The sequence below is a fragment of the Burkholderia sp. MSh2 genome (assembly GCF_000731655.1).
Lineage (GTDB): Bacteria > Pseudomonadota > Gammaproteobacteria > Burkholderiales > Burkholderiaceae > Burkholderia > Burkholderia paludis.
On sequence record NZ_JPGM01000003.1, the window covers coordinates 101,151 to 125,961 of the forward strand.

Annotated in this window: 19 protein-coding genes; 5 read left to right on the forward strand and 14 right to left on the reverse strand. The window is 69.7% G+C overall.

What is annotated here, in order from left to right; translation table 11 throughout:
• Positions 1 to 29 precede the first annotated feature (29 nt).
• The 3 genes from GQ57_RS01865 to GQ57_RS01875 form a co-directional block, all read right to left on the reverse strand.
• Positions 30 to 1,670: a urocanate hydratase gene (locus GQ57_RS01865; RefSeq protein ID WP_031397254.1), complete on the reverse strand. Its 1,641-nt coding sequence runs from the start codon at positions 1,668 to 1,670 to the stop codon at positions 30 to 32.
• A 24-nt stretch (positions 1,671 to 1,694) separates the two neighbouring features.
• Positions 1,695 to 2,786 (reverse strand): DUF917 domain-containing protein, encoded by a 1,092-nt coding sequence (locus GQ57_RS01870; protein ID WP_034196918.1) that lies wholly within the window; start codon positions 2,784 to 2,786, stop codon positions 1,695 to 1,697.
• Positions 2,787 to 3,046: 260 nt separating this feature from the next.
• Positions 3,047 to 3,937, reverse strand: coding sequence for a LysR family transcriptional regulator (locus GQ57_RS01875; protein ID WP_031397256.1), 891 nt, complete (start codon positions 3,935 to 3,937; stop codon positions 3,047 to 3,049).
• A 99-nt stretch (positions 3,938 to 4,036) separates the two neighbouring features.
• Here GQ57_RS01875 and GQ57_RS01880 point away from each other — a divergent pair, with 99 nt between their 5' ends.
• Complete coding sequence (locus tag GQ57_RS01880) at positions 4,037 to 5,422, forward strand: dihydroorotase (RefSeq protein WP_031397257.1); 1,386 nt, start codon at positions 4,037 to 4,039, stop codon at positions 5,420 to 5,422.
• Complete coding sequence (locus GQ57_RS01885) at positions 5,419 to 6,690, forward strand: Zn-dependent hydrolase (RefSeq protein WP_031397258.1); 1,272 nt, start codon at positions 5,419 to 5,421, stop codon at positions 6,688 to 6,690. The genes GQ57_RS01880 and GQ57_RS01885 overlap by 4 nt, the downstream gene beginning before the upstream one ends.
• A gap of 33 nt (positions 6,691 to 6,723) precedes the next feature.
• Here the strand turns inward: GQ57_RS01885 and GQ57_RS01890 are convergent, their stop codons facing one another.
• From GQ57_RS01890 to GQ57_RS01910, 5 genes are all read right to left on the reverse strand, one after another.
• Entirely contained in the window at positions 6,724 to 7,746 is a 1,023-nt protein-coding gene (locus GQ57_RS01890) for an AraC family transcriptional regulator (protein WP_031397259.1), read from the reverse strand.
• Positions 7,747 to 7,840: 94 nt separating this feature from the next.
• Positions 7,841 to 9,037 (reverse strand): porin, encoded by a 1,197-nt coding sequence (locus GQ57_RS01895; protein WP_034196919.1) that lies wholly within the window; start codon positions 9,035 to 9,037, stop codon positions 7,841 to 7,843.
• A gap of 144 nt (positions 9,038 to 9,181) precedes the next feature.
• Positions 9,182 to 10,366, reverse strand: a complete 1,185-nt coding sequence (locus tag GQ57_RS01900) for an MFS transporter (protein WP_031397261.1) — start codon at positions 10,364 to 10,366, stop codon at positions 9,182 to 9,184.
• Positions 10,363 to 11,760: a D-arabinono-1,4-lactone oxidase gene (locus GQ57_RS01905; protein ID WP_031397262.1), complete on the reverse strand. Its 1,398-nt coding sequence runs from the start codon at positions 11,758 to 11,760 to the stop codon at positions 10,363 to 10,365. Before GQ57_RS01905 ends, GQ57_RS01900 begins: the two co-directional genes overlap by 4 nt.
• 65 nt (positions 11,761 to 11,825) lie before the next feature.
• Positions 11,826 to 13,052 carry an amino acid deaminase/aldolase gene (locus GQ57_RS01910; protein WP_052001002.1) on the reverse strand — a complete coding sequence of 409 codons (1,227 nt, stop codon included), beginning with the start codon at positions 13,050 to 13,052 and terminating at the stop codon, positions 11,826 to 11,828.
• A gap of 430 nt (positions 13,053 to 13,482) precedes the next feature.
• Here GQ57_RS01910 and plcR point away from each other — a divergent pair, with 430 nt between their 5' ends.
• Together plcR and GQ57_RS01920 are read left to right on the forward strand one after the other, a co-directional pair.
• Positions 13,483 to 14,193, forward strand: coding sequence for a phospholipase C accessory protein PlcR (gene plcR, locus GQ57_RS01915; RefSeq protein WP_034196920.1), 711 nt, complete (start codon positions 13,483 to 13,485; stop codon positions 14,191 to 14,193).
• A 66-nt stretch (positions 14,194 to 14,259) separates the two neighbouring features.
• Positions 14,260 to 15,636, forward strand: a complete 1,377-nt coding sequence (locus GQ57_RS01920; protein WP_031397265.1) for a pectin acetylesterase-family hydrolase — start codon at positions 14,260 to 14,262, stop codon at positions 15,634 to 15,636.
• Positions 15,637 to 15,711: 75 nt separating this feature from the next.
• On the opposite strand, the gene GQ57_RS01925 is transcribed toward GQ57_RS01920, so the two are convergent.
• From GQ57_RS01925 to GQ57_RS01935, 3 genes are all read right to left on the reverse strand, one after another.
• The gene (locus tag GQ57_RS01925) at positions 15,712 to 16,833 is read right to left on the reverse strand and encodes a J domain-containing protein (RefSeq protein WP_034196921.1); all 1,122 of its coding nucleotides are present in this window, start codon (positions 16,831 to 16,833) and stop codon (positions 15,712 to 15,714) included.
• Positions 16,834 to 16,895: 62 nt separating this feature from the next.
• Positions 16,896 to 19,283, reverse strand: a complete 2,388-nt coding sequence (locus GQ57_RS01930; RefSeq protein ID WP_034196922.1) for a DNA polymerase II — start codon at positions 19,281 to 19,283, stop codon at positions 16,896 to 16,898.
• A gap of 222 nt (positions 19,284 to 19,505) precedes the next feature.
• Positions 19,506 to 19,802 (reverse strand): hypothetical protein, encoded by a 297-nt coding sequence (locus GQ57_RS01935; protein ID WP_031397268.1) that lies wholly within the window; start codon positions 19,800 to 19,802, stop codon positions 19,506 to 19,508.
• Between the two features lie 480 nt (positions 19,803 to 20,282).
• On the opposite strand from GQ57_RS01935, the gene GQ57_RS01940 reads away from it, so the two are divergent.
• Entirely contained in the window at positions 20,283 to 21,185 is a 903-nt protein-coding gene (locus GQ57_RS01940) for a hypothetical protein (RefSeq protein WP_034196923.1), read from the forward strand.
• Between the two features lie 117 nt (positions 21,186 to 21,302).
• Here the strand turns inward: GQ57_RS01940 and GQ57_RS01945 are convergent, their stop codons facing one another.
• The 3 genes from GQ57_RS01945 to GQ57_RS01955 form a co-directional block, all read right to left on the reverse strand.
• The gene (locus GQ57_RS01945) at positions 21,303 to 22,949 is read right to left on the reverse strand and encodes an EAL domain-containing protein (protein WP_031397270.1); all 1,647 of its coding nucleotides are present in this window, start codon (positions 22,947 to 22,949) and stop codon (positions 21,303 to 21,305) included.
• Between the two features lie 382 nt (positions 22,950 to 23,331).
• Positions 23,332 to 23,637: a hypothetical protein gene (locus GQ57_RS01950; RefSeq protein WP_034196991.1), complete on the reverse strand. Its 306-nt coding sequence runs from the start codon at positions 23,635 to 23,637 to the stop codon at positions 23,332 to 23,334.
• 74 nt (positions 23,638 to 23,711) lie between these two features.
• Positions 23,712 to 24,773, reverse strand: coding sequence for an AraC family transcriptional regulator (locus GQ57_RS01955; RefSeq protein ID WP_235212612.1), 1,062 nt, complete (start codon positions 24,771 to 24,773; stop codon positions 23,712 to 23,714).
• Between the last annotated feature and the right edge of the window lie 38 nt (positions 24,774 to 24,811).

The window sequence follows — 24,811 nt, forward strand, 5'->3', positions numbered from 1 at the left end:
TCGATCTCCTGTCGTCGTGCGGGGCGGGCTTACAGCCGGATGTGCGGAATCTGTCCGCGTTGCGCCTCGTCGAGCGCTTCCTCGTAGCCGGCGTCCGCATAGCGGATCACGCCGAGCGCGGTGTCGTTGGTCATCGACAGCGTGAGCCGCTCGTGCGCTTCCGCGCTGCCGTCGGCAACGACGGTCACGCCCGCGCTCGTCATGTAGCCGCTGTAGCCGCCGCCGCCCGAATGGATCGCGACGAGGTCGGCCATCGACGCGCAGTTCATCATCGCGTTCAGCAGCGGCCAGTCGGCCACCGCGTCGGAGCCGTCGCGCAGGTTCTCGGTCATGATGTTCGGGTGCGCCATCGCGCCGGCGTCGAGGTGGTCGCGCGTGAACGCGACCGGTCCGGCCAGCACGCCGTCGCGCACCATCGCGTTGACGGCTACCGCGAGCCGCGTGCGTTCGCCGTGGCCGAGCCACGCGATGCGCGCCGGCAGGCCCTCGAACGGCACGCATTCGCGTGCGCGCCGGATCCAGTTCGTGACGATCCGGTTGTCCGGGAAGTGTTCGAGCAGGTAGTCGTCGACGATGCGGATATCGTTCGGGTCGTTCGACAGCGCGATCCAGCGGAACGGGCCGATCGCGCGGCAGAACAGCGGGCGCAGGAACGCCTCGGTGAACACCGGGATCTCGAACGCGCGCGCCACGCCGCCGTCCTTCGCATGCGTGCGGATCAGGTTGCCGTTGTCGAACACGATCGCACCGCGATCCTTGAAGCCGAGCATCGCCTCGACGTGGCGCACGATCGACGCGCGGCTCGCGTCCATCAGCCGCGCGCGGTCGCGCTCGCGCAGCGCGCGCACTTCGTCGAGGGTATGGCCCGACGGCACGTAGCCGTACACGAGATCGTGCGCGGCCGTCTGGTCGGTGACGATGTCGGGCACCACGCCGCGCGCGAGGATCGCCGGGAACACGTCGGCCGCGTTGCCGAGCAGCCCGACCGAGATCGGCTCGCGGCGCGCCTGCGCGTCGCGGATCAGCGCGAGCGCCTCGTCGAGATCGCGCGCCTGCCGTTCGAGAAAGCCGATCTGCAGCCGCTTGTCGATGCGCGTCTGGTCGATCTCGACGACGAGCGTCGCCGCGTTCGCCATCCGGCCGGCGAGCGGCTGCGCGCCGCCCATCCCGCCGAGGCCGGCCGTCAGGATGAAGCGGCCGCGCAGGTCGTTGTCGAAATGCCGCTCGGCGATCCGCGAGAAGATCTCGTAGGTGCCCTGGATCACGCCCTGCGAGCCGATGTACTGCCAGTCGCCGGCCGTGAGCCCGCCCCAGCAGATCAGGTTGCGCCGTTCCAGTTCGTAGAAATGCTCGGCCTTCGCCCATTGACCGATCAGGTTGCAGTTCGCCATCACGACGAGCGGCGCGCGCGCATGCGTGCGCAGCAGGGCTACGGGCTTGCCGGACTGCACGACGAGCGTGTGGTCCTCGTCCATCGTCTTCAGCGTGCGCACGATCGCGTCGTGCGACGGCCAGTCGCGCGCCGCGCGGCCGAGCGCCGCGTAGACGATCAGTCGATCGGGGTCCTCGCCGACGGCGAGCACGTTCTCGAGCAGGCGCAGCAGCGCCTCCTGGCGCCAGCCCTTGCAGCGCAGCGCGGTGCCGGACGCGACTTCGAAGGTGCGGGTCATCTGGTTCGTCATCGTCGGCTCCGTTCAGCGGGCGAGCGCATAGTCGGCGATCGAGATGCCGAGCGCGGCTTCGACGGGCGGGTAGACCGCCGGATCGAACACCGACGACGACAGCGGAAGGTGCGCCTTCGCCACCCGCAGCACGTGGATCTCCATGCCTTCCTTCAACTGCCCGGCGCTGACGGGGCGGCCTTCGGCATCGAGCGTCGTGATGACGTCGGGATAGGTCGCGATGCGCGCGCCGTGCGCGTCGTCCACCGCCATGTGCTCGTTCATCACGTGAATGACCGCGCGCCGCGCGCCGCTGCCGAGATAGACGAGGCCGACGTCGAACGCCTCGCGCGTGTATTCGAGCGTGTTGCGCTCGACCTTGCCGCTCGCGACGATCTCGCCTTGCGTGGCCGCGCAGATCGCATCGATCACCGCGCTGCCGCCGCGCCGTTCGGCGTCGATGATCGCTTCGCCGAGCGCGAGCGCGCGGCTGATGCCGCCGAGCGCCGCATGCTGGCGCACGTACGACGCGCGAAGCGGATTGCGGCAGCTCGCGATGAAGCCGCCGGCCATGTCGGCCGCCTTGCGCAGCACCGGCGACACTTTCGCGGTCGCGCCGCGCACGACCACTTCCATGTAGGCGTGGCGCTCGCGGTTGCCGCCGGCCGCGGCCTGGATCATCGGCGCCGTGCTCGACGCGAGGCCGAGCGAGCCCATGTCGCCGGTCGGGTGCGCGCGGATGTCGCCCACCGCGTCGACCACCTTGGTGCCGAGCAGCGCGGACGGCAGCCACGCGTTCAGCGTGCTCGACATCCCGTTCTGCCCGATGATGAGCCCCGCGAGCGGCGCGCCGAGCGCGTCCTGCACGAGCTGCGCGGCCTTCACGTAGTCGGCGCCGAGCATCTGCCAGTCGGTGAGGCCGCCCGGCGCGCCGATCGCGGCGGCCGTGGCGATCCATGCGTCGTCCGGCAGCTCGTCGACGCTCACCAGTTCGGGGCGGCCGATCGTGACCGCGAGCGTGCCGAGCTCGCGGCCGTGGTCGGCCCAGCCGCCGCCGCCGCAGGCGAAAACCGAGCCGCCCTTGACGGCGGCTTCGACGTCCTTCGAAGACAGAATGCGTCCCATGTGTCGTTTGTCCTGAGAGGGAAAAAGGGCTGTACGCGCCGGCCGGAAGGCGTTGCTTGGCGGTACTGTCCAAACGATTCTAGGGACGCCGAATATTGAGCGTTATTGCTATTTTATGGAGACTTCATAACGCGATGTTAAGTCTAGGGTAATCCCGGTGACGCCCGGGCGGCGGGCCGGGGGCGGGGTCGTCCACCGCCGCCGACGAGGCGTCGAAATGCATGCCGCACCAGGCGTCCGGCCTGCTGCAGCGACGCAATTCACGCGTCGGCAGGCAGCGCGTGCAGCGTGTCGATGAACGCGTGCGCGAGGCGCGACAGCGGCGCGAGCACCGGGTGCAGCACGCTGACCGGCGCGGCGATGGTCGGCACGATCGGCTTCACGACGATCTGCGGCCACACGGGCCCGGCGACCGTCAGCTCGTCGATCAGCGCGATGCCGGTGCCTGCCTGCGCGAGCGCGCACGCGACATGCGCCTGCTGCACCTCGATCTTGACCTGCGGCACGAGGTCCTCGTCGCTGAACAGGCGGCGCATCAACTGCCCGAGCGGAATGTCGCTGCCGTAGCCGATCAGCGGCTGATTCGCGAGATCGCGCACGGCGAGCGTCTTGCGGCGCGCGAACGGATGCGACGCGGGCACGGCCGCGACCATCCGGTTTTCGTAGAGGCGCCGGCTTTCGACGTTCGGGTGCGTGTCCTGCAGGAACGCGATGCCGAGCTCGACCTGCTGCGTGAGCACCGCTTGCAGCAGCACGCCCGGAATCATCGTGTGCAGGATGATCCGCACGTCGGGGTAGCGTTCGTAGAACGCCGCGATCGCGCGCGGCAGCAGCGATTGCCCGAGATTGGGGCTGCATGCGATGCGCAGGTGGCCCATCCGGTTCTCGATCAGGTCCTCGGCGATTTCGTTGACGCGTTGCACGCCCTGGTACACCGCATTGACTTCGACGAACAGCCGCTGCGCTTCCGGCGTCGGGTAGAGCCGCCCCTTGATGCGTTCGAACAGTGCGAGGCCGAGCCGCTGTTCGGCATACGAAATGAGTCGCGAGACGGCCGGCTGCGACACGTGCAGCAGTTTCGCCGCGCCGCTGATCGAGCCGGTCAGCATGATGGCGCGAAACACCTCGATCTGGCGCAGGTTCAGACGCACAGCCTTAACTCCATGTTATGTGAGGACGATAAATCGGCAAGAGACATTCTGGCAGAGCGCTGCATAAACTGCTCGTGATCAAAAAAGCAGGAGGCGGACATGAGCGAATTCGAGCAGGTGGTGCGCGGCCGGTTGGTCGACGCACGCGAGGTGGTGGACGACGGCTGGCTCGCGATCCGGGGCGGGCGCATCGCCGCGCGCGGGACGGGCGCGCCGCCGGCGGCGCGCGACACGATCGACGCGCGCGGGCAGTGGGTGCTGCCGGGCGTCGTCGACGGGCAGGTGCATGCGGCGAGCCAGGCGAACCAGGAGGGGCTCGGCCACGCGTCGCGCGCCGCTGCCGCGGGCGGCGTGACGGTGATGGTCGACATGCCTTACGACGATCCGGAGCCGGTCGCATCGCGCGCGCAGCTCGACCGCAAGATCGCCGAAGCCGAACGCGACTGCCACGTGGACGTCGCGCTGTACGGCACGCTCAACGCGAAGCACGGCCTCGACGCGGCGGCGGGGCTGATCGACGGCGGCGTGTGCGCGTTCAAGTTCTCGACGTTCGAGGCGACGCCCGGCCGGTTCCCGCGCGTCGAGGAAGACGTGCTGTACGACGCGTTCCGCCTGATCGCGCCGTCGGGCCTCGCGTGCGGCGTGCACAACCAGATGCAGGAGATGACGCGCAAGAACGTCGCGCGGATGATCGAGGCCGGCGACACGGGCTGGGATGCGTTCCTGCGCGCCCATCCGCCGCTGATCGAGAACCTGGCGACCGCGCTGATCTACGAGATCGGCGCGGAGACGGGCGCACGCGCGCACGCGGTGCACGTGTCGACGTCGCGCGGCTTCGAGCTGTGCAACATGTTCCGGCAAGCCGGCCATCGCGCGAGCATCGAGACCTGCGTGCAATACCTGATGCTCGATCACGAAACGCACACGAAGCGCTTCGGCGCGAAGACGAAGCACTATCCGCCGATCCGGCCGCGCGCCGAGCAGGCGCTGCTGTGGACGCACGTCGCGCGCGGCGAGTGTACGTTCGTGTCGTCGGATCACGTGAGCTGGGGGCTCGAACGCAAGGGCGATCCGAACGTGTTCCGCAATGCGTCGGGCGGCCCGGGGCTCGAAACGCTGCTGCCGGCGTTCTGGACCGGCTGCGAACAGCACGGCATCGCGCCCACTCGCGTGGCCGGGCTGCTGGCGACGAACCCGGCGCGGCACTTCCTGCTCGACGACCGCAAGGGCTCGCTCGACGTCGGCGCCGACGCGGACTTCGTGATCCTCACGCCGGAGCGCTATGCGTTCGATCCGTCGCGCAGCCTGTCGGCCGTGCAGTGGAGCGCGTTCGAGGGCATGGAATTCTCGGTGCGCGTCGCCGCCACCTATTGCCGCGGCGCGCTCGTCTACGACGGCGCACGCGTCGTCAACCCGGCCGGGTCGGGCCGCTTCCTGAAGCCGCACGGCAGCCGTTCGATCGCCACCCAAACGGAGCACGCATGAATCCGACGACTTTTCCGCCGCTGAATGCCGAGCGCCTGAACGCGCGCGTCGAGCAACTGGCGCGCCTGACGCGGCCCGACGTGCCGTGGACGCGCCGCGCGTTCTCGCCGCTGTTTGTCGAAGCGCGCGCGTGGCTCGCCGCGCAGTTCGCGGAAGCCGGGCTCGCGGTGTCGACGGATGCGGGCGGCAACCTGATCGGCCGCCGCGAAGGCAGCGGGCGATGCACGAAGCCGCTCGTCACGGGGTCGCACTGCGACACGGTCGTCGGCGGCGGCCGCTTCGACGGGATCATCGGCGTGCTCGCGGGCATCGAGGTCGCGCATACGCTGAACGAGCAGGGAATCGTGCTCGACCATCCGCTGGAGGTGATCGATTTCCTGTCCGAGGAACCGAGCGACTACGGCATCTCGTGCGTCGGCAGCCGCGCGCTGTCGGGCGTGCTCGACGCGGGCATGCTGCGGGCGACGAACGCCGGGGGCGAAACGCTCGCGGACGCGCTGCGGCGCATCGGCGGCAACCCGGACGCGCTGCACGAACCGCTGCGCGCGCCGGGCAGCACGGCCGCGTTCGTCGAGCTGCATATCGAGCAGGGGCCGGTGCTGGAGACGCGCGGCTTGCCGATCGGCGTCGTGACCCACATCGTCGGCATCCGGCGCGTGCTGATCACCGTGACCGGCCAGCCCGACCACGCCGGCACGACGCCGATGGACATCCGCCGCGATGCGCTCGTCGGTGCCGCGCACCTGATCGAGGCCGCGCATGCGCGCGCTTCGGCGCTGTCGGGCAACCCGCACTACGTGGTCGCGACGATCGGGCGGATCGCGATGACGCCGAACGTGCCGAACGCTGTGCCGGGGCGCGTCGAGCTGATGCTCGAAGTGCGCAGCGACAGCGCCGCGGTGCTCGACGATTTTCCCGAGGCGCTGCTGGCCGGGGCGGCCGCGCGGCTCGATGCGTTGCGGCTTTCCGCGCACGCGGAACACGTGAGCCGCGCGCGGCCGACCGACTGCCAGCCGCTCGTGATGGATGCGGTCGAGCAGGCGGCCGCGCAGCTCGGCTATCCGAGCATGCGGCTACCGAGCGGCGCCGGGCACGACGCCGTGTACGTCGCGCCGACGGGGCCGATCGGGATGATCTTCATTCCGTGCCTGGGCGGGCGCAGCCATTGCCCGGAGGAGTGGATCGAGCCGCGCCAGCTGCTCGACGGCACGCGCGTGCTGTACCGGACACTCGTCGCGCTCGACCGTTCGCTGGCGAACGCCGCGTAGCGGCCGCCCTGCGGCGTCCCGCGCGGCGCGCCGTCACAGCGCCGCGCGCTGCCCCTCGCGCGGCCCGTGCCCGGTCCAGCGCTTGAACGCGCGCCGGAAGTTGTGCGCGTCGCTGAACCCCACTTCATGCGCGACGTCCTCGATCGACAGCCGCGGGTTGCTCAGCAGCGTGAACGCGCGCTTGCGGCGGATCGTGTCGATCACCGTCTGATACGACACGCCCTGATCGGCGAGCCGCCGCCTGAGCGTGCGCTCGCTCATGCACAGCTGCGCGGCGATCGCGGCGAGCGATGGCGTATGCCGCAGGTCGCGCCGCATGATCCGTTCGATCGACTCGAGAAACTCGGTGCCTTCGGATTCGGGCGGCAGCGCGTCCTGCAGGAATTCGAGCACCTGCCGATGCGCCAGCGGATCGTGCGTCGCGATCGGGCGGCTGCCGAGCGACGCGTCGCACGACAGCAGGTTCTGCTCCTGCTCGAAGCGCACCGGGCACGAGAACACGCGCGCGTACTGTTCCGCGTACGGCGGCGGCGGGTAGCCGAGGTCGATCACCTTCGGCTGGAACGCGGGGCCGACGAGCGAACGCCCGATCTTCATGAAGCTGCCGAACGCCTCCTCGACGAGGAACGCCTCGATGTCCGGCTCGAGCAGCACGTTGGTCGCGCGGATCGACAGCGTGCGCGCGTCCGACACCAGGTCGAAGCGCATCAGCGGCCCGGTGTGGCGCTGCAGTTCGAGGCCGACCGTGATCGCATCCTTCAGCGTGGGGCTCGTCAGCATCGCGTAGCCCACCAGCCCGATCGACGCGATCGTCTCGCTCGTGCCGAGTTCGAGGCCGAGCGCGCGCCCCGGCGCCATCTCCAGTGCGCGCCGGATCATCGTGCCGGCCTGGCGCAGCGAAATCCGGCACGACGGATTCGACAGGTCGGCGACGTCGAAGCCGAGCCCCAGGCACAGCCGGGTGGGGTCGATGCCCAGTTCCTTGCTTGTCTCCGCCAGGCACCGCAGTAAATGGACCGGCAGATTCGCCGTCGTATAACGGGCGGTATCGTCCATGAACGCTCCGTGTTTTTTTCCACGGATTGTACTCGTCCCGCCCGGCCGGGGTGCCGCCCCGGCCGTCATCGGCCACATGCCACGCGGCCCCGCTTCAGAAGTAGTGACGCAGGCCGACCGTCGCGCCGAGCTGCGTGGTGCTCGTGCTCGGCGCCTGCCCGTTCACGCCGACGAGCTGCGCGCCGACCAGCCCGCCGCGGTAGAGCGCGTAGTCGACTTCCGCATAGAGCATGCTGCGCTTCGACAGGCTGTAGCCGGCGATCACCTGGAACTGGCGCGCGCGGCCGTCGAAATCCGCCGTGTAGCCGGACTGCTGGGTCCACCACGCGTTGACGGCCGCGGTGAACGCCGTCGTGAAGCGGTAGGTCAGCCCCGCGAGCGCCATCTTGCGGCGGCGGAATCCGCCGGGCGTCGTCGGGTCGGCCACCTGCGCGGGCGAGATGATGCCGAGCCCGGCCAGGTCGGTCGGGCTGAACGGGCCGTTCTCGAACGACGTGAAGTCGTTGTCGCGCGCGTTCTCGATATAGCCGGCGTTGACGGTTGCGTTGCCGATCGTCACCGAGCCGCCGCCCGCGTAGATGTCGAATTTCCCGTGCGTGACGTCGTCCCAGCTGCGCATGAACGATGCGCCGACCGTGAACGGCCCCTTGTCCGGCGCGTATGCGGCGGCCGCGCCGAGCTGGCTGCCGAGCACGCCGCCGCCCGCGTGGCCGCCCGGCGCGTATTGTGCAAGCAGGTAGAGGCTGCCGAGCTGCGCGCCGTACTGGATCATGTTGCTGGTGCGCGCGCCCGCGAGCATCGTCTGCTCGGGCTTGAACAGGTTGAAGTACGGGTCCTGCGGGCCGGCCCACAGGTTCGAGCCGTAGGTCAGCGACACCATCTCGAACGGCACGTTGTACTGGCGCCCGAGCGAAAGCTGGCCGAGCGACGTCGACGTGAGCCCCACGTACGCGACCTGGAAGAAGTTCGGCGAGCCGGCCGGCACGATCGCGCCGCTGTTCGGGCCGAAGTGGCTTTCCACGTTGAACTGCGCGGACAGCCCGCCGCCCAGGTCCTCGTTGCCCTTGAGGCCCCAGTAGCTTTCGGTCAGCCCGCCGCCGTCGGTCATCGAGATCTTGCGGCCCGTCGACACGGGCGTGCCGTCCGCGCCGTAGGACACCCCGTGCGTTTCGTAGCGGATGCCCGCGTCGATCACGCCGTAGAGCGTCACGTTGCTTTGCGCGTATGCGCCGGTACAGGCCAGGACCATCATCGCGCAGCACGCCGCGCGAACGCTATCGTGACGATTCATTCTGGACTCCGCATCTCTGCATGGAACAGGGGGGCAGGCGGCGTTGCACCGCCGGAAACGAATGTAGGAAGCCAAATTTACGCGGGCCAAGGCCGCGCCGGCCAATCTCGTGGTGCGCCGCGGCCACGCGATGGCGCGGTGCGGTCAGGACGACGCGCGGGCGACGGCGCCGGGCGCGGCGCGGCGCAGCGCAAGCCGCACGAACGGCGCGGCGGCCAGCACGGCCACGCACAGCACGTGCGCGACGTGCATGCCGCCGAAGCGGCCGAGCAGCGCGCCGGACAGCGCGGTGCCGATGCCGGCCGCGAAGAACGTGACGACGAGCGTGCGCGCGACGAGCGAGCCGTCCGGATCGACATCGGAGAGCATGCCGGTGAGGAACGGCACGATCACGAAGAACGCGGCGTTCAGCACGAACTGGCTCAGGAAGTACGCGGTGCCGCCGCGCGCACCGAAGAACCATTCGATCGACCCGATCATCGCGAGCTGCGCGGCCCAGATCAGCGCGAGGCGGTGCTTGTGGCTGGCCGGATGCGACGGGATCGCCGCGCCGACGAAGCCGAGCAGCGACGACACCGACAGCAGCACGCCGATCGTCGTCGGCGACAGCCCGGCGCGCTCGCCGACGAAGCCGGCGATGGCCCACTGCGACGCCTGCACGCCGTACACGAGCGCGGTCACGATCCAGATCGCGACGACCGGCCGCCACGGCAGCGCATGGCCGCGCGCACGCGCCGGCGCTTGCGCGCTCGCGAATGCGCCGATGCCGCGGATCGCGGGCGCCAGCACGGCGACGACGGCCGCCAGCAACGCGAACACCCAGCGCCCGAGCCACGCGGCCGGCATGGCGGAGATCAGCACGAGGATGCCGCCGTTGACGCCGCCCGCGAGCAGGTTGATTTGCCCCCACAGGCGGTCGGTCGACGCGCGCTGCGACACGCCGGACGCGACCACGACGAACAGCATGCCTTCGAACAGCCCGGTCAGCCCGCGCGCGGTTGCCGCGGACGCGACGCCGGGCGCGAGCGCGCTGAGCGCCTGTCCGGCGATCGTGCCGAACAGCCCGGCCAGCGTGAACGGCCCGGCGGCGCGCGCGATCCGGTGCGACAGCAGCGCGCAACTGATCGCGATGCCGAGGATCTCGGCGCTGACGAGCGCGGTCGCCGTGCCTTCGTCGAGGCCGAAGCGCGTCATCACCGCCGCGACGAGGAACGGCGACAGGATCAGGCCGTTGGTGGCCGCGGCGAACGCGAGCGCGAGGCGCACGACCGCGCCGGTCGACGGATCGGGGCGCGACTGGGCGGCCATGTGCAGGGTGGCGGTGCTCATGAAGCCTCCTGGTTGGATCGCGGACGATCTTGCGCGATGCCGGCCGTTTCGTGCATCGGGTGTGTCCCGCGTGTCGCGGGTGCGACGGCGGCCGTGCGCCCGCCTTGCCGGACGCCGAACAGCGCGCGCAGGTACGGCGTCAGGAAGCGGCCGTGCGGGTCCATGCGCTCGCGCAGCGCGAGGAAATCGTCCCAGTGCGGGTAGCACGCCGCGAGCTCGGCGGCCTTCATCGCATGCACCTTCCCCCAGTGCGGCCGGCCGCCGTGATTGCGGCAGATCGCCTGCACGCCCGCGAAGTAAGCGTCGAACGGCATCCCGCGATACTGGTGCGCGGAGATGCGCACGCTGTCGCGCCCGTAGTCGGGGCTCAGCCAGATGTCGTCGCCGCGCACCCAGCGGTATTCGATCGGGAACATCAGCGGGAAGCTGCGGCGCGCGATGAACGCACGGATCTCGCGCAGCGCGTCGGCGCCGCGCTCGGCCGGCACCGACCATTCCATTTCGTTGAAGCGCACGCGGCGCACCGTCGACAGCATCGCGTAGCTCGCGTCCACGTGCCGGCCGGCCGACACCGTCGATGCGCACAGCCGGCTCAGTGCCGGGCACAGCGACGGCACGCGCTTGCCGAGCCCGCACAGCGCGCCGAACACCGTGTTCTCGAGGAACGACTCGGACGCGCGGCTCGCCCAGTGCACGGCGTCGGCCGGCTCGTCCGTCATGTCCCACGCCTTGGTCAGCACGGTGTCCGCGTGCGGGAACCAGTAGAACTCGAACGAGCGGTGCTTCGCGATCAGCGCATCCGCTTGCGCGAGGCAGTCGTCGAGCCGCATGCCGCCGCGTTCGAGGCGCAGGTTGAACGCGGGCACGAGGCGCAGGCCGATCTCGGTCAGCACGCCGAGCGCGCCGAGCCCGATCCGGCCGCCCGCGAACAGGTCGGGATGCGTGTCGGCCGTCGCGCGGATCTCGCTGCCGTCCGCGCACATGAAGGTCAGGCTGTCGATCTGCGTCGACAGGTTGCCGAGCGTGATGCCGGTGCCGTGCGTGCCGGTGCTGGTCGCGCCGGCGATCGACTGCACGTTGATGTCGCCGAGGTTCTCCATCGCGAGGCCGTGCGCGGCGAGCGCGGGGCCGAGCGTCCACAGCCGCGTGCCGGCATGCACGCGCGCGATGCGCCGGTCGCGATCGATGTCGATCACGCCCTGCATCGCGTCGAGCGACAGGATCACGTCGTCGGTCTGCACGAGCGGCGAGAACGAATGACCGGCGCCCGCCGCGCGCACGGTTGCGCCGGACGCCGCCGCATCGCGCAGCACGGTCGCGAGCGCGGCGCGCGACGCGGGTGTCGCTACGGTTGCATCCGGACTGCTGACATATCCCGACCAGTTGCGCCACATGGCGTTGTCTCCCTGGGTGTCGTTTGAATGGTGTGAACGGGTTGAACGACGGGCCGCGCGGCCCGCTAGAAGAAGCTCTTGCCTTCGCCGCGATAGGTGGGCGCTTCGCCGATCACGCGGCCGCCGCGAATCAGCAGCAGCGTGTTGAAGCGCTCGCACAGCTCGCCGGCCTTCGCGTGGCGGAACAGGATCGGGTCGCCGATTCGCGGCGCGAAGCCGGGCGGCACGCGCACGGGCGTCTGCACCTCGCCCGCGCCCTCGTTGGCGATCAGCGCGCAGCCGGCCGGCAGCCACGGGCGCGGCAGGCGGCTCTTGCCGGCCGGGCCGGACGCGATGTAGCCGCCGCCCGAGCAGGTCACGATGCCCGGCTGCGGAATCCGCACGACCGGCAGCGCGAAGCCGGCCGCCGGCTGCGCATGGAATGCCGCGTAGTGATCGAACAGCGCCGGCGCGTACAGGCCGGAGCCGGCCGCGAGCTCGGTGACGGATGCGTCGCCCAGCGTGCTCTCGAAGCTGCCGGTGCCGCCGCCGTTCACGAAGCGCAGCGTGTGGCCGGCCGCCGCGAGCGCCTGCACCGCCGCGTGACGGCGCGCGTTGATCTCGCGCGCGGAGCGCCGCTTCAGGTGGCGCACCAGCGCGTTGCGCGCGCCGCCGCCCGGTTCGGTATCGGCGACCCCCGCGATCTGGCCTTCGTAGCCCATCAGCCCGTCGAGCCGCACGTGCTGCCGCTGGCCGATGCGGTGCGCGAGCGCGAGCACGCCGGCCACATCGCGCACCGGCGAGCGGTACATGCCGAAGTACAGGCCGGGATACGCGGACGACATGTCGAGGTCGATCGCGAGCGGGATCGTCACGCGTTCCTCGCGCGCGATGCGGTCGATCGCGTCGACCTGCGCGTCGTCGTCGACCATCAGCGTGATCGAGCGGCCGCGCCCGAGTTGCGCGGCCACCGCGCGCAGGTCGTCGGGTTCGACGCTTGGATACGCGACCACGATGTCGTCGAATCCGCCGTGAGCGAGCCACGCGGCTTCGGCCGCCGAATAGCACAGCAGCCCCTGCATGAACGGGCCGGCGGCGAGCACCGCGCCGATCAGCTCGCGCGAGCGCACCGACTTCGTCGCGAGCCGGATCGGCAGGCCGCGTGCGCGGCGCTTCAGGTCGGCGAGGTTGGCGTCGAGACAGTCGAGATCGACGAAGGCGGCCGGCAGCCGGCGGCCCGCGAGCGCGTCGCGATAGGTCGGATAGTCGTGGATGGCGGCGGGTGCGCGATGGGGAAGGTCTGCACGGCTCATGGAACGGGCTCGGCTGGGTGGGGTCTGCGTCGCGCCGACCGTTCGGCGCGTGTCGGAAATCAGCATAGGGCTCGCAAAAATGCCGACCAAGCGCTGAGCGGGTCGTTCGACGGGTCCGATCCGGCCATCCGTCGCGGCCGCGCGCATCGGCGGCCGTCGTGCGGCGCGCGGCTGGATCGCTGCTTGCTTGGCATTGCGATACGTCCGGCGCGTGGCGACGCGAAGCGCCGCAGGGCGGGCGCGGCGCGCACGTTGGCGGGTTCATGCGAGCGGCACGCGCATGCGTTTCAAACGTCGCGCCGGGCGTGGTCGACGCGCGAAGGTTTAGTGCCTGCGTTCTAGCGACGCTTTTGACTGCCTGCCGGATTCGACCTAGAACCTACTCGCGGATGCACCGGCGCAGAACGGCATGACGTGACGAGGAGGCGACGTGAAGAAGAACAGGGCACTCTGGCGGCGCACAGGCGCGATCGCGGCGATCGGCGTGGCGGTCGCGGTCTGGCGATACGAATCGGCGACGCCGGCGCACGCGGCGTCCTCCGCCGTACCCGACGCGACGGCGCGCGCGCAAACCGATGCGGCGGACACGTTCGGCACCGGCGCCGCGACGCCCGGCCCCGAGGAGCGGCGGCTCGACGTCGACGCGCTGCGCCGCAGCCTCGCGGGTCGCCCCGACGCGGATGCCGAAGTGAAGCGCATCGTCGCGTTCGCGCGCTTTCGCGACGAAGTCGCCGCGTACGGCAACGGCCGCAACAGCCTGCCGCCGGCGGAACGCACCGCGCTCGCGCGCCGGATTCTCGACGAGCTGCCCGACCATGTCGCGCGCAACGAGATCGTGCCCGTGCAGGCCGAGGCGCTCAGCGCGGCCTTGCTGACCGATACCGAAGCCGATCCGGCGACGCGCGGCGCGGCGATCCGGTCGATGCGCGCGCAATGGGACGCGTATGCGCAGCAGACGGTCGGCCCGTCGCCCGCGCAGGACCCGCGCTATCTCGCGTACGAGCAGCAGAGCCGCGACGTGGTGCGCCAGGTGCAGGCGAGCATTGCCGATCCCGATCAGCAACAGACCGTCATCGCGCAGCGCCTGCAGGCGCTGCGCGTCCAGCTGTACGACGGCGCTTCACCGTCCGGCGCGCACTGAGCGCCGCATCCGCGCCGCCGGGACGATGCCCGGCGGACGCGTCACGTCCATCGACCAGGAGGGGAAATGTCATCAGCACGATGCCTGCTGCGCGTCGCCGTCGCGACGCTGCTCGGTTGCGCGGCACTGAACGGCCATGCCGCCGATACGACGGTGCCGGACCCGTCGATTCCATATTATTCGTGGTACGAAGTCACGCTGCCGGAGAGCAGCGGCGCGTCGTGCGGCAACGGCACGCCGATGCGTTTCTACGTCAACCGCGCGCAGTCCGACAACCTGCTGTACATGATGGAGCCCGGCGGCGCGTGCTGGGACTACGGCACCTGCACGCAGACGTCCACCGGCGCGGAGGCCGGCCTCGGCGGCTTCAATCCGGACGGCATTCCGCACAACTACATGAACGGCACCGCGAGCGAGAGCCTGCTGTCGTCGTTCCTGTCGCCGCTGATCACGCGCATGGATCTCGCGCACATCCTCGTCGGCGAGCCGAAGGTTGAGACGCAGCAGTGGACACAGGTTTTCGTGCCCTATTGCACCGGAGATATCCACATGGGCAGCGCGGTGCGCGACTACACGTCGCCCACCGGCGACTGGCGCCTCCAGCACTTCAGCGGGCTGAAGAACGTCCAGGCGGTTGCGCAGTGGCTGGTGTCGCACGGCTTCGGCAAGCCGAGCCGGCTGCTCGTGTACGGGATGAGCGCGGGCGGCTACGGCACGCTCGCGAACTATGCGACGCTGCGCAACACGCTGCAGCCGCAGGCGCATAGCTCGCTGCTCGACGATGCCGGCACCGTGTTCAACACGCCGTTCGATGCGGACGCGGCCGCGCATCCGTCGGTCGGCCTGTACGACCGGGCGCGCACCGAGTGGGGGATGACGGGCCCCGACGGGATGATCACCGTGAACAGCCGGCTGACCCGCCAGTTCGACCCGGGCAACATGGGGAGTGCGTATGCGGCGCTGTCGGCCACGTATCCGCACGACCGCTTCGGCTTCTCCAGCTACCAGCGCGACAAGATCATCGCCGCGTATCACTATCGCGCGTTCGTGCCGGCGGTGATCGCGGCGCCCGACGACGCGACCAAGGATTCGCTGTCGCTCGCGATGTTCGCGCAGGAGCTGGACGGGCTGAAGCAGACGCTGAACCCGCTGCCGAACTTCGGCTACTTCATGCCGTGGGCGCGCAACGACTTCATCGACAACCACCAGGTGACGGCGGTCAGCTTCACCGGCTCGGGCATCCACGAGAACGGCATCGACGGCGATATCGGCACGTTCGTCGACAACCTGCTGAACCAGCAGGACCCGGCCGATACGCCGGTGATGAAGGCGTTCCGCACGCAGCAGTGGTCGGATTTCACGTTCTCGACGTTTCTCGCGTGGATCGACAGCGTGCTCAACCTGACCGGCGAGGCGGGGCCGATCTCGGGGCACCGGGCGTGACGGAGCGGCGGCAGGCCTGAACGGACGACGGCGGCGCGGTGCGCCGCCGTTTCGTCAGCGCGGGTACATCCGCGCTTAAAACGGATCGTCGTCGAAGCGGGACGATGCGGGCCGGCGCTTCATCGCCTTCAGCCATTCCCTGACGTTGTCCGGATCCTCGAACTCGCGCAGCGCGACGGTCAGGTCGTGGTTGCTGCGCTGCATGTCGGCCATGTCGCGTGCGAGCATGCGCAGGACGGTGTCGGGCGCGATCCTGACGGACGGCGCGATGCCGTAAGTCCGCCGGAAATCGGCCTCGACGTGCAGGATCTCCTGCTCCAGCTCGCGAAGCTGTTCCTCCAGGATGCCGTTGTAGTGCGTCAGCCGCTCTTCGCTCAGGCCGTCGATCGTGCGCCGGTCGATCTGCTCGATCTCCAGTTGCAGTTCGAGCAGTTGCAGCAGGTTGCCCTTCGCATACGCGTGGTTGACCCGCTGCATCAGCACCGTCTTGCGTTCCTGCTCCCGCGGATCGGTTTCACGATCGGGGTGCAGCGCGCTGGCGAGCTTGCGATAGACGTCGCGGATCGACTTGCTCGATGCGGCCTGCTCGGCTTCGCGCCTGACCTGCGCGGCCGACGGCCTCGGCGCTTTCCTGCGCTTCGCGCGCCGGGCCTCGCGGGCCTCGTGCGCGGCCATGTCGCGACGGAACTGTTCGTCCTGCTCGGCCTGCATGCGTTCGAGGAGCGCGTCGGGCGACAGCGTGTCGAGATCGACCGGCGGTTCGGCGCCGGGCGTCGGCTCGGGTTCCGGCCGTGCCGCCTCGGGATCGGTATCGCTGCCGTCGTCGTCCGCGCCGTACCGGTCGTGGATGGCTTTCAGCCGTGCGTCGTCGCTGATTTCCAGCAGGTTGCGCGCCATGCCTGCGATCAGCCCGGACAGCGTGCGTTGCTCGGCCTTGCTCAGGCCTTTCTGCAGGAACGCATCGTCGAGACGCTGAAGCAGCTCGATGCGCAGCGCGGTCGACGCCTGTTCGAGCGGCAGCAGCCCGTCGACGAATTTTTTCTGGAAGGCGGGCGTGATGGCGTCCCACGCGACGAGACGTTCGCGCCGCTTTTCGATCTGCTTGACGAGCGTGTTGAACGTTTTCTGGGCTTTCGACAGGCTGGCTGTCTCGTGGCCGGGCGCGATGGCGACCGCGGTTCCGCGACGTGCGGTCATGATGGCTTTCCTTCGGCTGCGGCAGGGGGCGCAGCAGGCCGGTATTTTAGCCGGATGCGCGCTTATTCCAGGAACAGTTGCCCCTGCCCGGAGATCACGCGTTCGAAATCGTCCTTGAGGAACGGCAGTATCGCATCGGCGACCGGCTGGAGCTGGCGGCTCAGGTAGAACGCATAGTCGATCGGCGAGCGCATCGTTTCGAGCGGCTCGGGGCCGGCCGTCGTCATCACGTAGCTGATCCAGCCGCCGCGCTGGTACTGCAGCGGCCGGCCCTGCGCCTGATTGAATTCGTCGGCGATCCGGGCCGCGCGCACATGCGGCGGCACGTTGCGCTCGTACTCGCGCAGCGGCCGGCGCACGCGCTTGCGGTACACGAGCTGGTCGTCGAATTCGCCGGCGAGCGTGCGCCGCACGTAGTCGCGAACGAAGTCCTGGTAAGGCTCGCGCAGGAACACGCGCCGGTACAGCTCGCGCTGGAACTGCTGCGCGAGCGGCGTCCAGTCGGTGCGCACCGTCTCGAGCCCCTTGAAGACGAGATCCTCGCCGCCGCCGGCGGCCGCCGCGAGCCCCGCGTAGCGCTTCTTGCTGCCTTCCTCCGCGCCGCGCACGGTCGGCATCAGGAAGCGGCGGTAGTGCCGCTCGTATTGCAGCTCCAGCGCGCTGTCGAGCCCGAAGTGCTCGCGCAGGTGCGACTGCCACCACCGGTTCACGTGCTCGACGAGCGCGCGGCCCTTGCGTCCTGCTTCGTCGTCGTCGTGCGCGCGGCCGAGCCACACGAACGTCGAATCGGTATCGCCGTAGATCACTTCGTAGCCCTGCGCCTCGATCAGCTCGCGCGTGCGATGCATGATCTCGTGCCCGCGCATCGTGATCGACGACGCGAGGCGCGGATCGAAGAAGCGGCAGCCGGTCGAGCCGAGCACGCCGTAGAACGAGTTCATGATGATCTTCAGCGCCTGCGACAGCGGCGCGTTGCGCTGCCGCTTCGCGTCGTCGCGGCCTTCCCATACCCCGCGCACGATATCGGGCAGGCAGTGCGCGGTACGCGAGAAGCGGGCGCCGAGAAAGCCGGGCACCGATGCGTCGTCGCCGGGATGCGCGAGCCCTTCGATCAGCCCGACCGGGTCGATCAGGAACGTGCGGATGATCGACGGATAGAGGCTCTTGTAATCGAACACGAGCACCGAATCGTACAGCCCGGGGCGCGAATCCATCACGAAGCCGCCGGGGCTGTTCTGGCCCGTCACGTCGCCGAGGTTCGGCGCGACATAGCCGAGCCGGTGCATGCGCGGCAGGTACAGGTGCGTGAAGGCCGCGACCGATCCGCCGGTGCGATCGGCCGCGAGGCCCGTCACGCTCGCGCGTTCGAGCGCGAAGGACAGCAGGTCGGCCTTGTCGAAGATGCGCGTGACGAGCTCGCAGTCCTTCAGGTTGTAGCGCGCGAGCGCCGGCTTGTCGTGATCGAAGCGGCGCTGGATCTCGTCCATCCGCTGATACGGGTTGTCGATCGACTTGCCTTCGCCGAGCAGCGACTGCGACACGTATTCGAGGCTGAACGACGGGAACGTCCACGTCGCGGATTTCAGCATGTCGATGCCGTCGAGGATCAGCCGGCCGGCCGCGCCCGCGAAGAAGTGGTCGGGCTGCTGGCCGTGCGCGCGCCAGTCGAGCACGGCGCCGCCGCGCCCGAGCTTCAGCGGCACGCCGTATTGCTCCGCGTGCGCGTGCAGGATGCGCAGGTCGAACTGCACGAGATTCCAGCCGATCACCGCGTCGGGATCGTGTTCGTCGAACCAGTCGTTGAGCCGCGCGAGCATCGCGGGCCGGCTGTCGCAGTAGTCGAGGCGGAAGTCGATGGCGGCCGCGTCGTCGCCGTCGCCGCCGCCGTTCGGCGGGCCGAGCATGTAGACCTGCCGCTGGCCGCACCCTTCGAGCGCGATCGAGTACAGCTCGCCGTGCACGCTGGTTTCGATGTCGAGCGACACGCAGCGCAGCGCCGGGCGGTAGCCGGTCGCGGCTTTCAGCTCGGCGCCGGTCAGCATGCCGTCGCGGCCCGGCTGCCCGCGAAACCGGACGCACGCGGTAATGAAGCGCTCCATCGCATAGCGGTCGGGCGGCTGCACGTCGGCTTCGTAGACGTCGACGCCCGCTTGCGTCAGCCGTTTCTGCAGCGCGGACAGGTGGCGGTAGCGGCGGCAGTAGAGGCCGACGACCGGGCGCTGCCGGAAGTCGCGCAGCGTGAGCGGGCGCAATTCGGCATCGTGCTCGCCGGTCAGCACGCGTTCGGCGAGCGCCTGCTGCTCGGCCGGGATGAACGCGACGGCTTCCTGCGGGCGCAACCGCACGCGGCGCGGACCGTGTTCGGTTGCCAGCCAGAACTCGATCTCGATGCCGGATGCGGTGTCCCGCCAGTGGCGGGTGAGGATGAAGCCCTGCTCGAACGCCGTCAAAACGCTTGCTCGTCGTGGATGCCCAGGCGGCGGATTTTAGCGCCTGGCGGCGGGCTGTGCCGCATCGGCGCGATCGACGGCCGCCTCGCCGTGCGCGATGAGCGGGCGGATGGCGGGTGCGGGCGTCCTGCCGAGGGTGCAGGCGGCGGTCGCACCGGGCGGGAGTATTGCCGTCGATTCCGCGCCGTCGCGTGCAGCGCGGGAAGCCGGCGCGGCGCGGATTCAGGCGACGGGGAGCTTCCGTGCGACGCGCCACGCGGTGTGCGTCGTACCGGACGGCTCGAGCAGCCAGCGCCGCGCGGCGACCGGGTGCCGCTTGTGCGTCACGTACGCGTCGACGGCGAGTTCCAGCGCATTGGCGTCGATGCGTACGAGCGTCGCGGCGGCGCCCGAGCCGTCGGCGAATTCGATCACGACGGCGTGCGGTTTCGCGGTGCGCGGCGCGTCATGGTCGAGCGTCACGATGCTGCCGGGGTACAGGTGCGAGCGGGTCGTGCGGAGCAGCAGGGCGGTGGGCATGGCGGGCGCTCCGTTGGTCGTCTGGCGATGGTGGCGCGCGATGGCCGAGGCGTACATGAGAATGAATGGCCCGTCGCGCGTTGCAACGATTTGAATTCCGCCCGATTGACGTAACGGAATCGTCATTCGTAGAATCGCCGATCGAGAACAACACGACACTGAGAGAAAAGCACGATGGATGCGTATCGCATGACCGGGGTGACGACGGCAGGGCCCGCGCGGTTTCCCGGGTGCGATGCTCCGCCTGGCAACCCTGTTCCAATTCCCCGCCGGACGTTCGCGTAGTCTCGCATCGATCGCGCCGGCGCGGCAACGCCGCGAGCACGTCGCGCGAGCGCGCGTCCCGATGCGGCGCGATCGGCGCATTCGGCGCCATGCCCGGCCGCCGCTCCCCGGCGCGGCAACGCCGCGATCGGCCGATTTGCCCGGAACCCGGACGCCACACCATCGGCTTGCGACCTCATCGACCCCGGAATCCACATGAATTCACCTGCCCGGCCCATTTCGTTACCCGGTATCGCCGCGCTCATCGCGGCCGTCTTCACCACGGCACCGTTTCTATACGGCCTGTACGTGCGGTCGACGATGTCGCCGCTGCCCGTCAACGTACTGGCGATGCAACTGTCCGGCTTCTTCGGGAGCCTGGTGTTTCGAACCGGCCTCGTGTACCTGATCGTCCGATGGCACGGCGAGCGTCGGGATCGGCTGGCGTTCCGCCGCCCTGCATGGCCGCTGGCGGCTTTCGCGTTGTGCCTGGCGATCGGGCAGGTCGCGCAGATGCTGATGTTCCAGACGGTCGTGCGATCGTTGCGCGGCGGCCCCTTCACCCTGACGCAGATCGTGACGCTCGTCGTTCCGCTGAGCGCCGCCCTTTTTGCGCTCGTGGCCTGGCTGGGATGGGCGTTCGTCGCGCACCTGTTCCGCAACGATGCGCTACCCACGGTGACGCGCGGCAATGCGCGGCCGCGCATTGCCGGCGTCGCCGCCTGGCTGTTTGCCAGCGTCATGCTGATCCTGGTGACCCAGGCGGTGCCGGTGCTGCTCGACTCCTTCGACGGCAATCCCGGGCTCGCCGCGTTGAACTACGCCGCAACGGTGGCCGTTCCCGTCGCGGTGGCTTTCGCGGGTGCGCTGTTCGGCCTGCCTCGCGGTCTCGAGCGGCTGCATGTCTGGCGTCTGCTGGGGGCGTCGCTCGCGGCGATGGCAACGGTGCTGCTGCTGGCTTACGAGATGCTGAGCCTGCTGGGCAGCGTGTTCGGGATCGTCAACCTGGTCACCGGGACGTTGCCGTGGATGGTTCCCGTCGGAATCGCCGTGGCTTACTGGTTGTGGTTCCGCGTGTTTTACGGCGTTGCGCGCCGGGAAACCGCCGGGACGGCCTGACGCGCGCCGTCGCGCGGAAAGCCGCGGGCGCGGAGACGGCGCCGTGTCGCATGAACGGGGCGGCGGCCCCCGCGGTGTCGGCGCGTTACGCGCCGGCCGCATGCGCCGGTGCCGCCCCTACACCGCCCCCTGCAAGAACTCGCGCTTCAGATGTTCGGGGCGCTGCGGCCGCTGGTACAGGTAGCCCTGCGCATACGGAATCCCGACCGCGTGCAGCGCGTGATGCTGCGCTTCGGTCTCGACACCTTCCGCGATGATCGACAGGTCGTAGTGATGCGCGACGGCGGCGATCCCCTCGATCAGCCCCGCGCTGCCGCCGTTCAGTTGCGACACGAACTGGCGATCGATCTTCACGTAGTCGAACGGAAAGCGCGACAGCGTGTCGAGATTGCTGTGATGCGTGCCGAAATCGTCGATCGCGAACTTCGCGCCTTTCGCCCTCAGCGCATGAAAGACCTCGGTGGTCCGCGCGTTCTTCTCCAGCAGGATGCGCTCGGTGACTTCGAGCACCAGCGTGAAGCCCGGCGGCAGCGCGCGGATCGCCTCCTCGACGACCGACACGAACCGCATGCGCTCGAGATCCTTCGGCGCGATGTTCACCGCGATGCGCAACGGCGCGGACGGCGTCAGCGCGGCCAGCTCCGCGACGGCCGTGCGCAGCACGAATTCGGTGACCTTCGGCAGCACCGCGCTCGATTCCACCTGCGGGATGAATACGGCGGGGCTGACGGCCCCCCACTTCGGATGCTGCCAGCGCAGCAGCGCCTCGACGCCGACGATCCTGCGCGTCCCGACGTCGACGATCGGCTGGTACACGACATGGAGTTCGTCGCGCCTGAGCGCGTTGCGGACGGCCTTCAGCAGCAGCCGGCGCGGCGCGATCGCCAGCAGGTACGCGGCCATCACGAGGGCGTCCGCCAGCAGCACGATCGTCATGCCGACCAGCCGGTCGTGGCTCCGGACCTGCGACGCATAGTGCGGCGACGCGGCGACCGACACCGTGAACGGCCAGCGGGACGACGCGAGCGCGGTGCCGCCGGCCGGGCCCGCGGCCGACTCGGGCGTGAACTTCCCGTACTGGTCGAGGCGCCCCGAACCCGCGATCGACAGCGTCGCGGTTTCCGTACCGGAGCGGGCGCCGTGCGCGAGCGCGTCGGTCACATAGTCGCCCTCGATCAGGTAGAGCACGCCCGCGCCGGGCGCGGTGGCGTAGAACACGGGCAGCACCGGGATGTCGTGCTGGAACGGCGTCTGACGCAGCAGCGTGACGCGCGTCGACCCGGGCTCCGGTTCGCGCGTGTACGCGTCGAGCGGCACGTCGATCGCGCCGAGCGCCGACGAGCACATGACGCGGCCGTCGTGCACGAGCGCCACCGCGCGCAGGTAGCGCAGGCGCGTGCCTATCTCGGCGAGCGTCCGGAATACCTCCGCGCAGGGCCGCCCGACGAGCGCGGTCAGCTCGTCCGTATGCTGCAGGCGCGCGCCGTCCAGGATGCGGTCCACCGACATGACGATGTCGTTCGCGACCATGCGTTCGTGCCGGGTGACGGTATTGCGCGCATAGCTGTCGGAAAGGGCGATTGCGACCGCCGGCAGGAGCACGCAAACGATTACGGCGACGAAAAAGGCGACTCGCGGCCACACGCCGCTATGCTGGAAAACTGGCTTCGAGCCTGGCGTGAACGCCGACATTCCCGCGGTCGCTTTCGGTGTTGTGTGTTTGGAGGGGCGCGTCGAACCGGTCGATGCACGCGCGGCACGCATGCGTCATGCCGGGAGCGGGCGACGCGGTGTGCGCGCCGGCGGGGCGACGCCAACGATTCTACGGTCGCGACGGATATCTGCGGCCACTCCGTCGCAATCGGCCGTTCATTTCGGAGGCCAGCCTCTAGAAACATGTGCTTGTGGCACACGAATATTGGCGTAGCACACCGAAAAAATCCCCGGCCGCACGGTTGCGCGACCGGGATGAAAGACACCGTCTCTTGGCACGAGGATGGTGCGCCGCAAGTATAAGATGCGACGCAAGATTACGAAATATTCTTATTCAACAATTGGTGTAATTTTGTGATCGCGCCTCGACAAGAAACATTCTTGCGAGTCGCTGTCATCGACGCGCGGGCCGGCCGGCTGCCCGGCTCGCGGTTCAGAAATCGTTGCGCATCTTGCGGAGCAGGTCGCCGGCCGGTTGACGCGTGTCCACCGCGGTGAGGACGTCCGTCAGGAACCACGGCAGGTTCAGCTGCGTATCGGAATCGCCGACGCACACGCGGATCGGCGGCGCCTTCGACAGCGCACGGGCGTCGGGCCCGGCGTCGCGCGACGGCACGCAATTCTTCGCGCCGGCCTGAACCGGCGCGGGCGCGGCGGCGCCGGCGTTCGCACCGGCGGCGGCCGGCAGGCTGAAGGCGGCAAGCAGGGTCAGGACAGCGGCGGTGGCGAGGCGTTTCATGGGATTCTCCGGCGATGCCCGTTCGACCGCGCGCGCGGTCGCAAGTTCGCCGCCGGCGCGGCGGCGTGCCGCGTTCAGTCGCGCGCGACGCGCGCTGCCCGGGCCGGTTGCCGGCTGCGCCACTGCTGCGGCGATTCGCCGGTCCAGCGCCGGAACGCCCGCGTAAAGGCGCTGTGTTCCGAATAGCCGAGCAGCCAGGCGACTTCCGCGAGCGTCAGGCGCGGATCGTTCAGGTGATCGATCGCGAGCCGTCGCCGCGTGTCCTCGCGCAGGGTCCGGAAGTTGAGCCCGAGTTCGGCCAGCCGCCGATGCAGCGTGCGCGACGACACATGCAGATCCGCCGCGATCGGTTCGATGCTTGCGTCACCCTGCGTGAGCAGGCGCGCGACGGCTTCGCGCACCGACTGCTCGAGATCGTCCGTCTGCCGCAGTTCGGCGAGCAGCGCGCCCGCCTGGCGTTCCATCATGCGCAGCAGCGCGTCGTCCGGCTGTTGCAGCGGCTGCGCGAGCAACTGCAACGGGAACGCGAGCCGGTTCACCGGCTGGCCGAACCGTACCGGGCAGCCGAAATAATCGACATACGGCCGTTCGTCGCCGGGCGGCGGGTGCACGAAGCAGACCTCGTCGGGCCCGTGACGCGTGCCGGTGATGTTGCGCGCGAACTGGACGATCGCCGTGAGCGCGACCTCGTCGACGAGCGGGCCGAGCGGTTCGGGCGCATCGTGCCATTCGATCGTCACCGACGTCGCCTCGACCCGCACTTCCATGCGCGCGACGTTCGCGATCAGGTGCTCGTATTGCTGCCAGCGCGCGAGCGCCGCGCCGGCGTCGCGGCACGCATGCAGCGCATAGCCGAGCGCGCCGAGATGCGCGGGCGTGATCCGCTGGCCCACGTGCAGGCCGAGCAGCGGATCGTCGAGCGCGCGCACCGCGCGTTCGAGCAGGCGCCGCCAGTGCGCGCTCGCATACAGCGTCAGCCCGCGATCGTCCTCGGGCGGCCGGGCCTCGCCGAGCACGCGCGCCGCATCCTTGCCCTGCTCGGACAGATAGTCGAACAGCAGCCGCACGTAGGTGCTCGAGTAGTAAACGCGCTGGGTCGAGAGCGGGGAGGCGGCGGGCATGGCGGAAAGTGTCAAGTAATCGTCTGCAAGTGTCAACGCGAGCCGACCCGCGC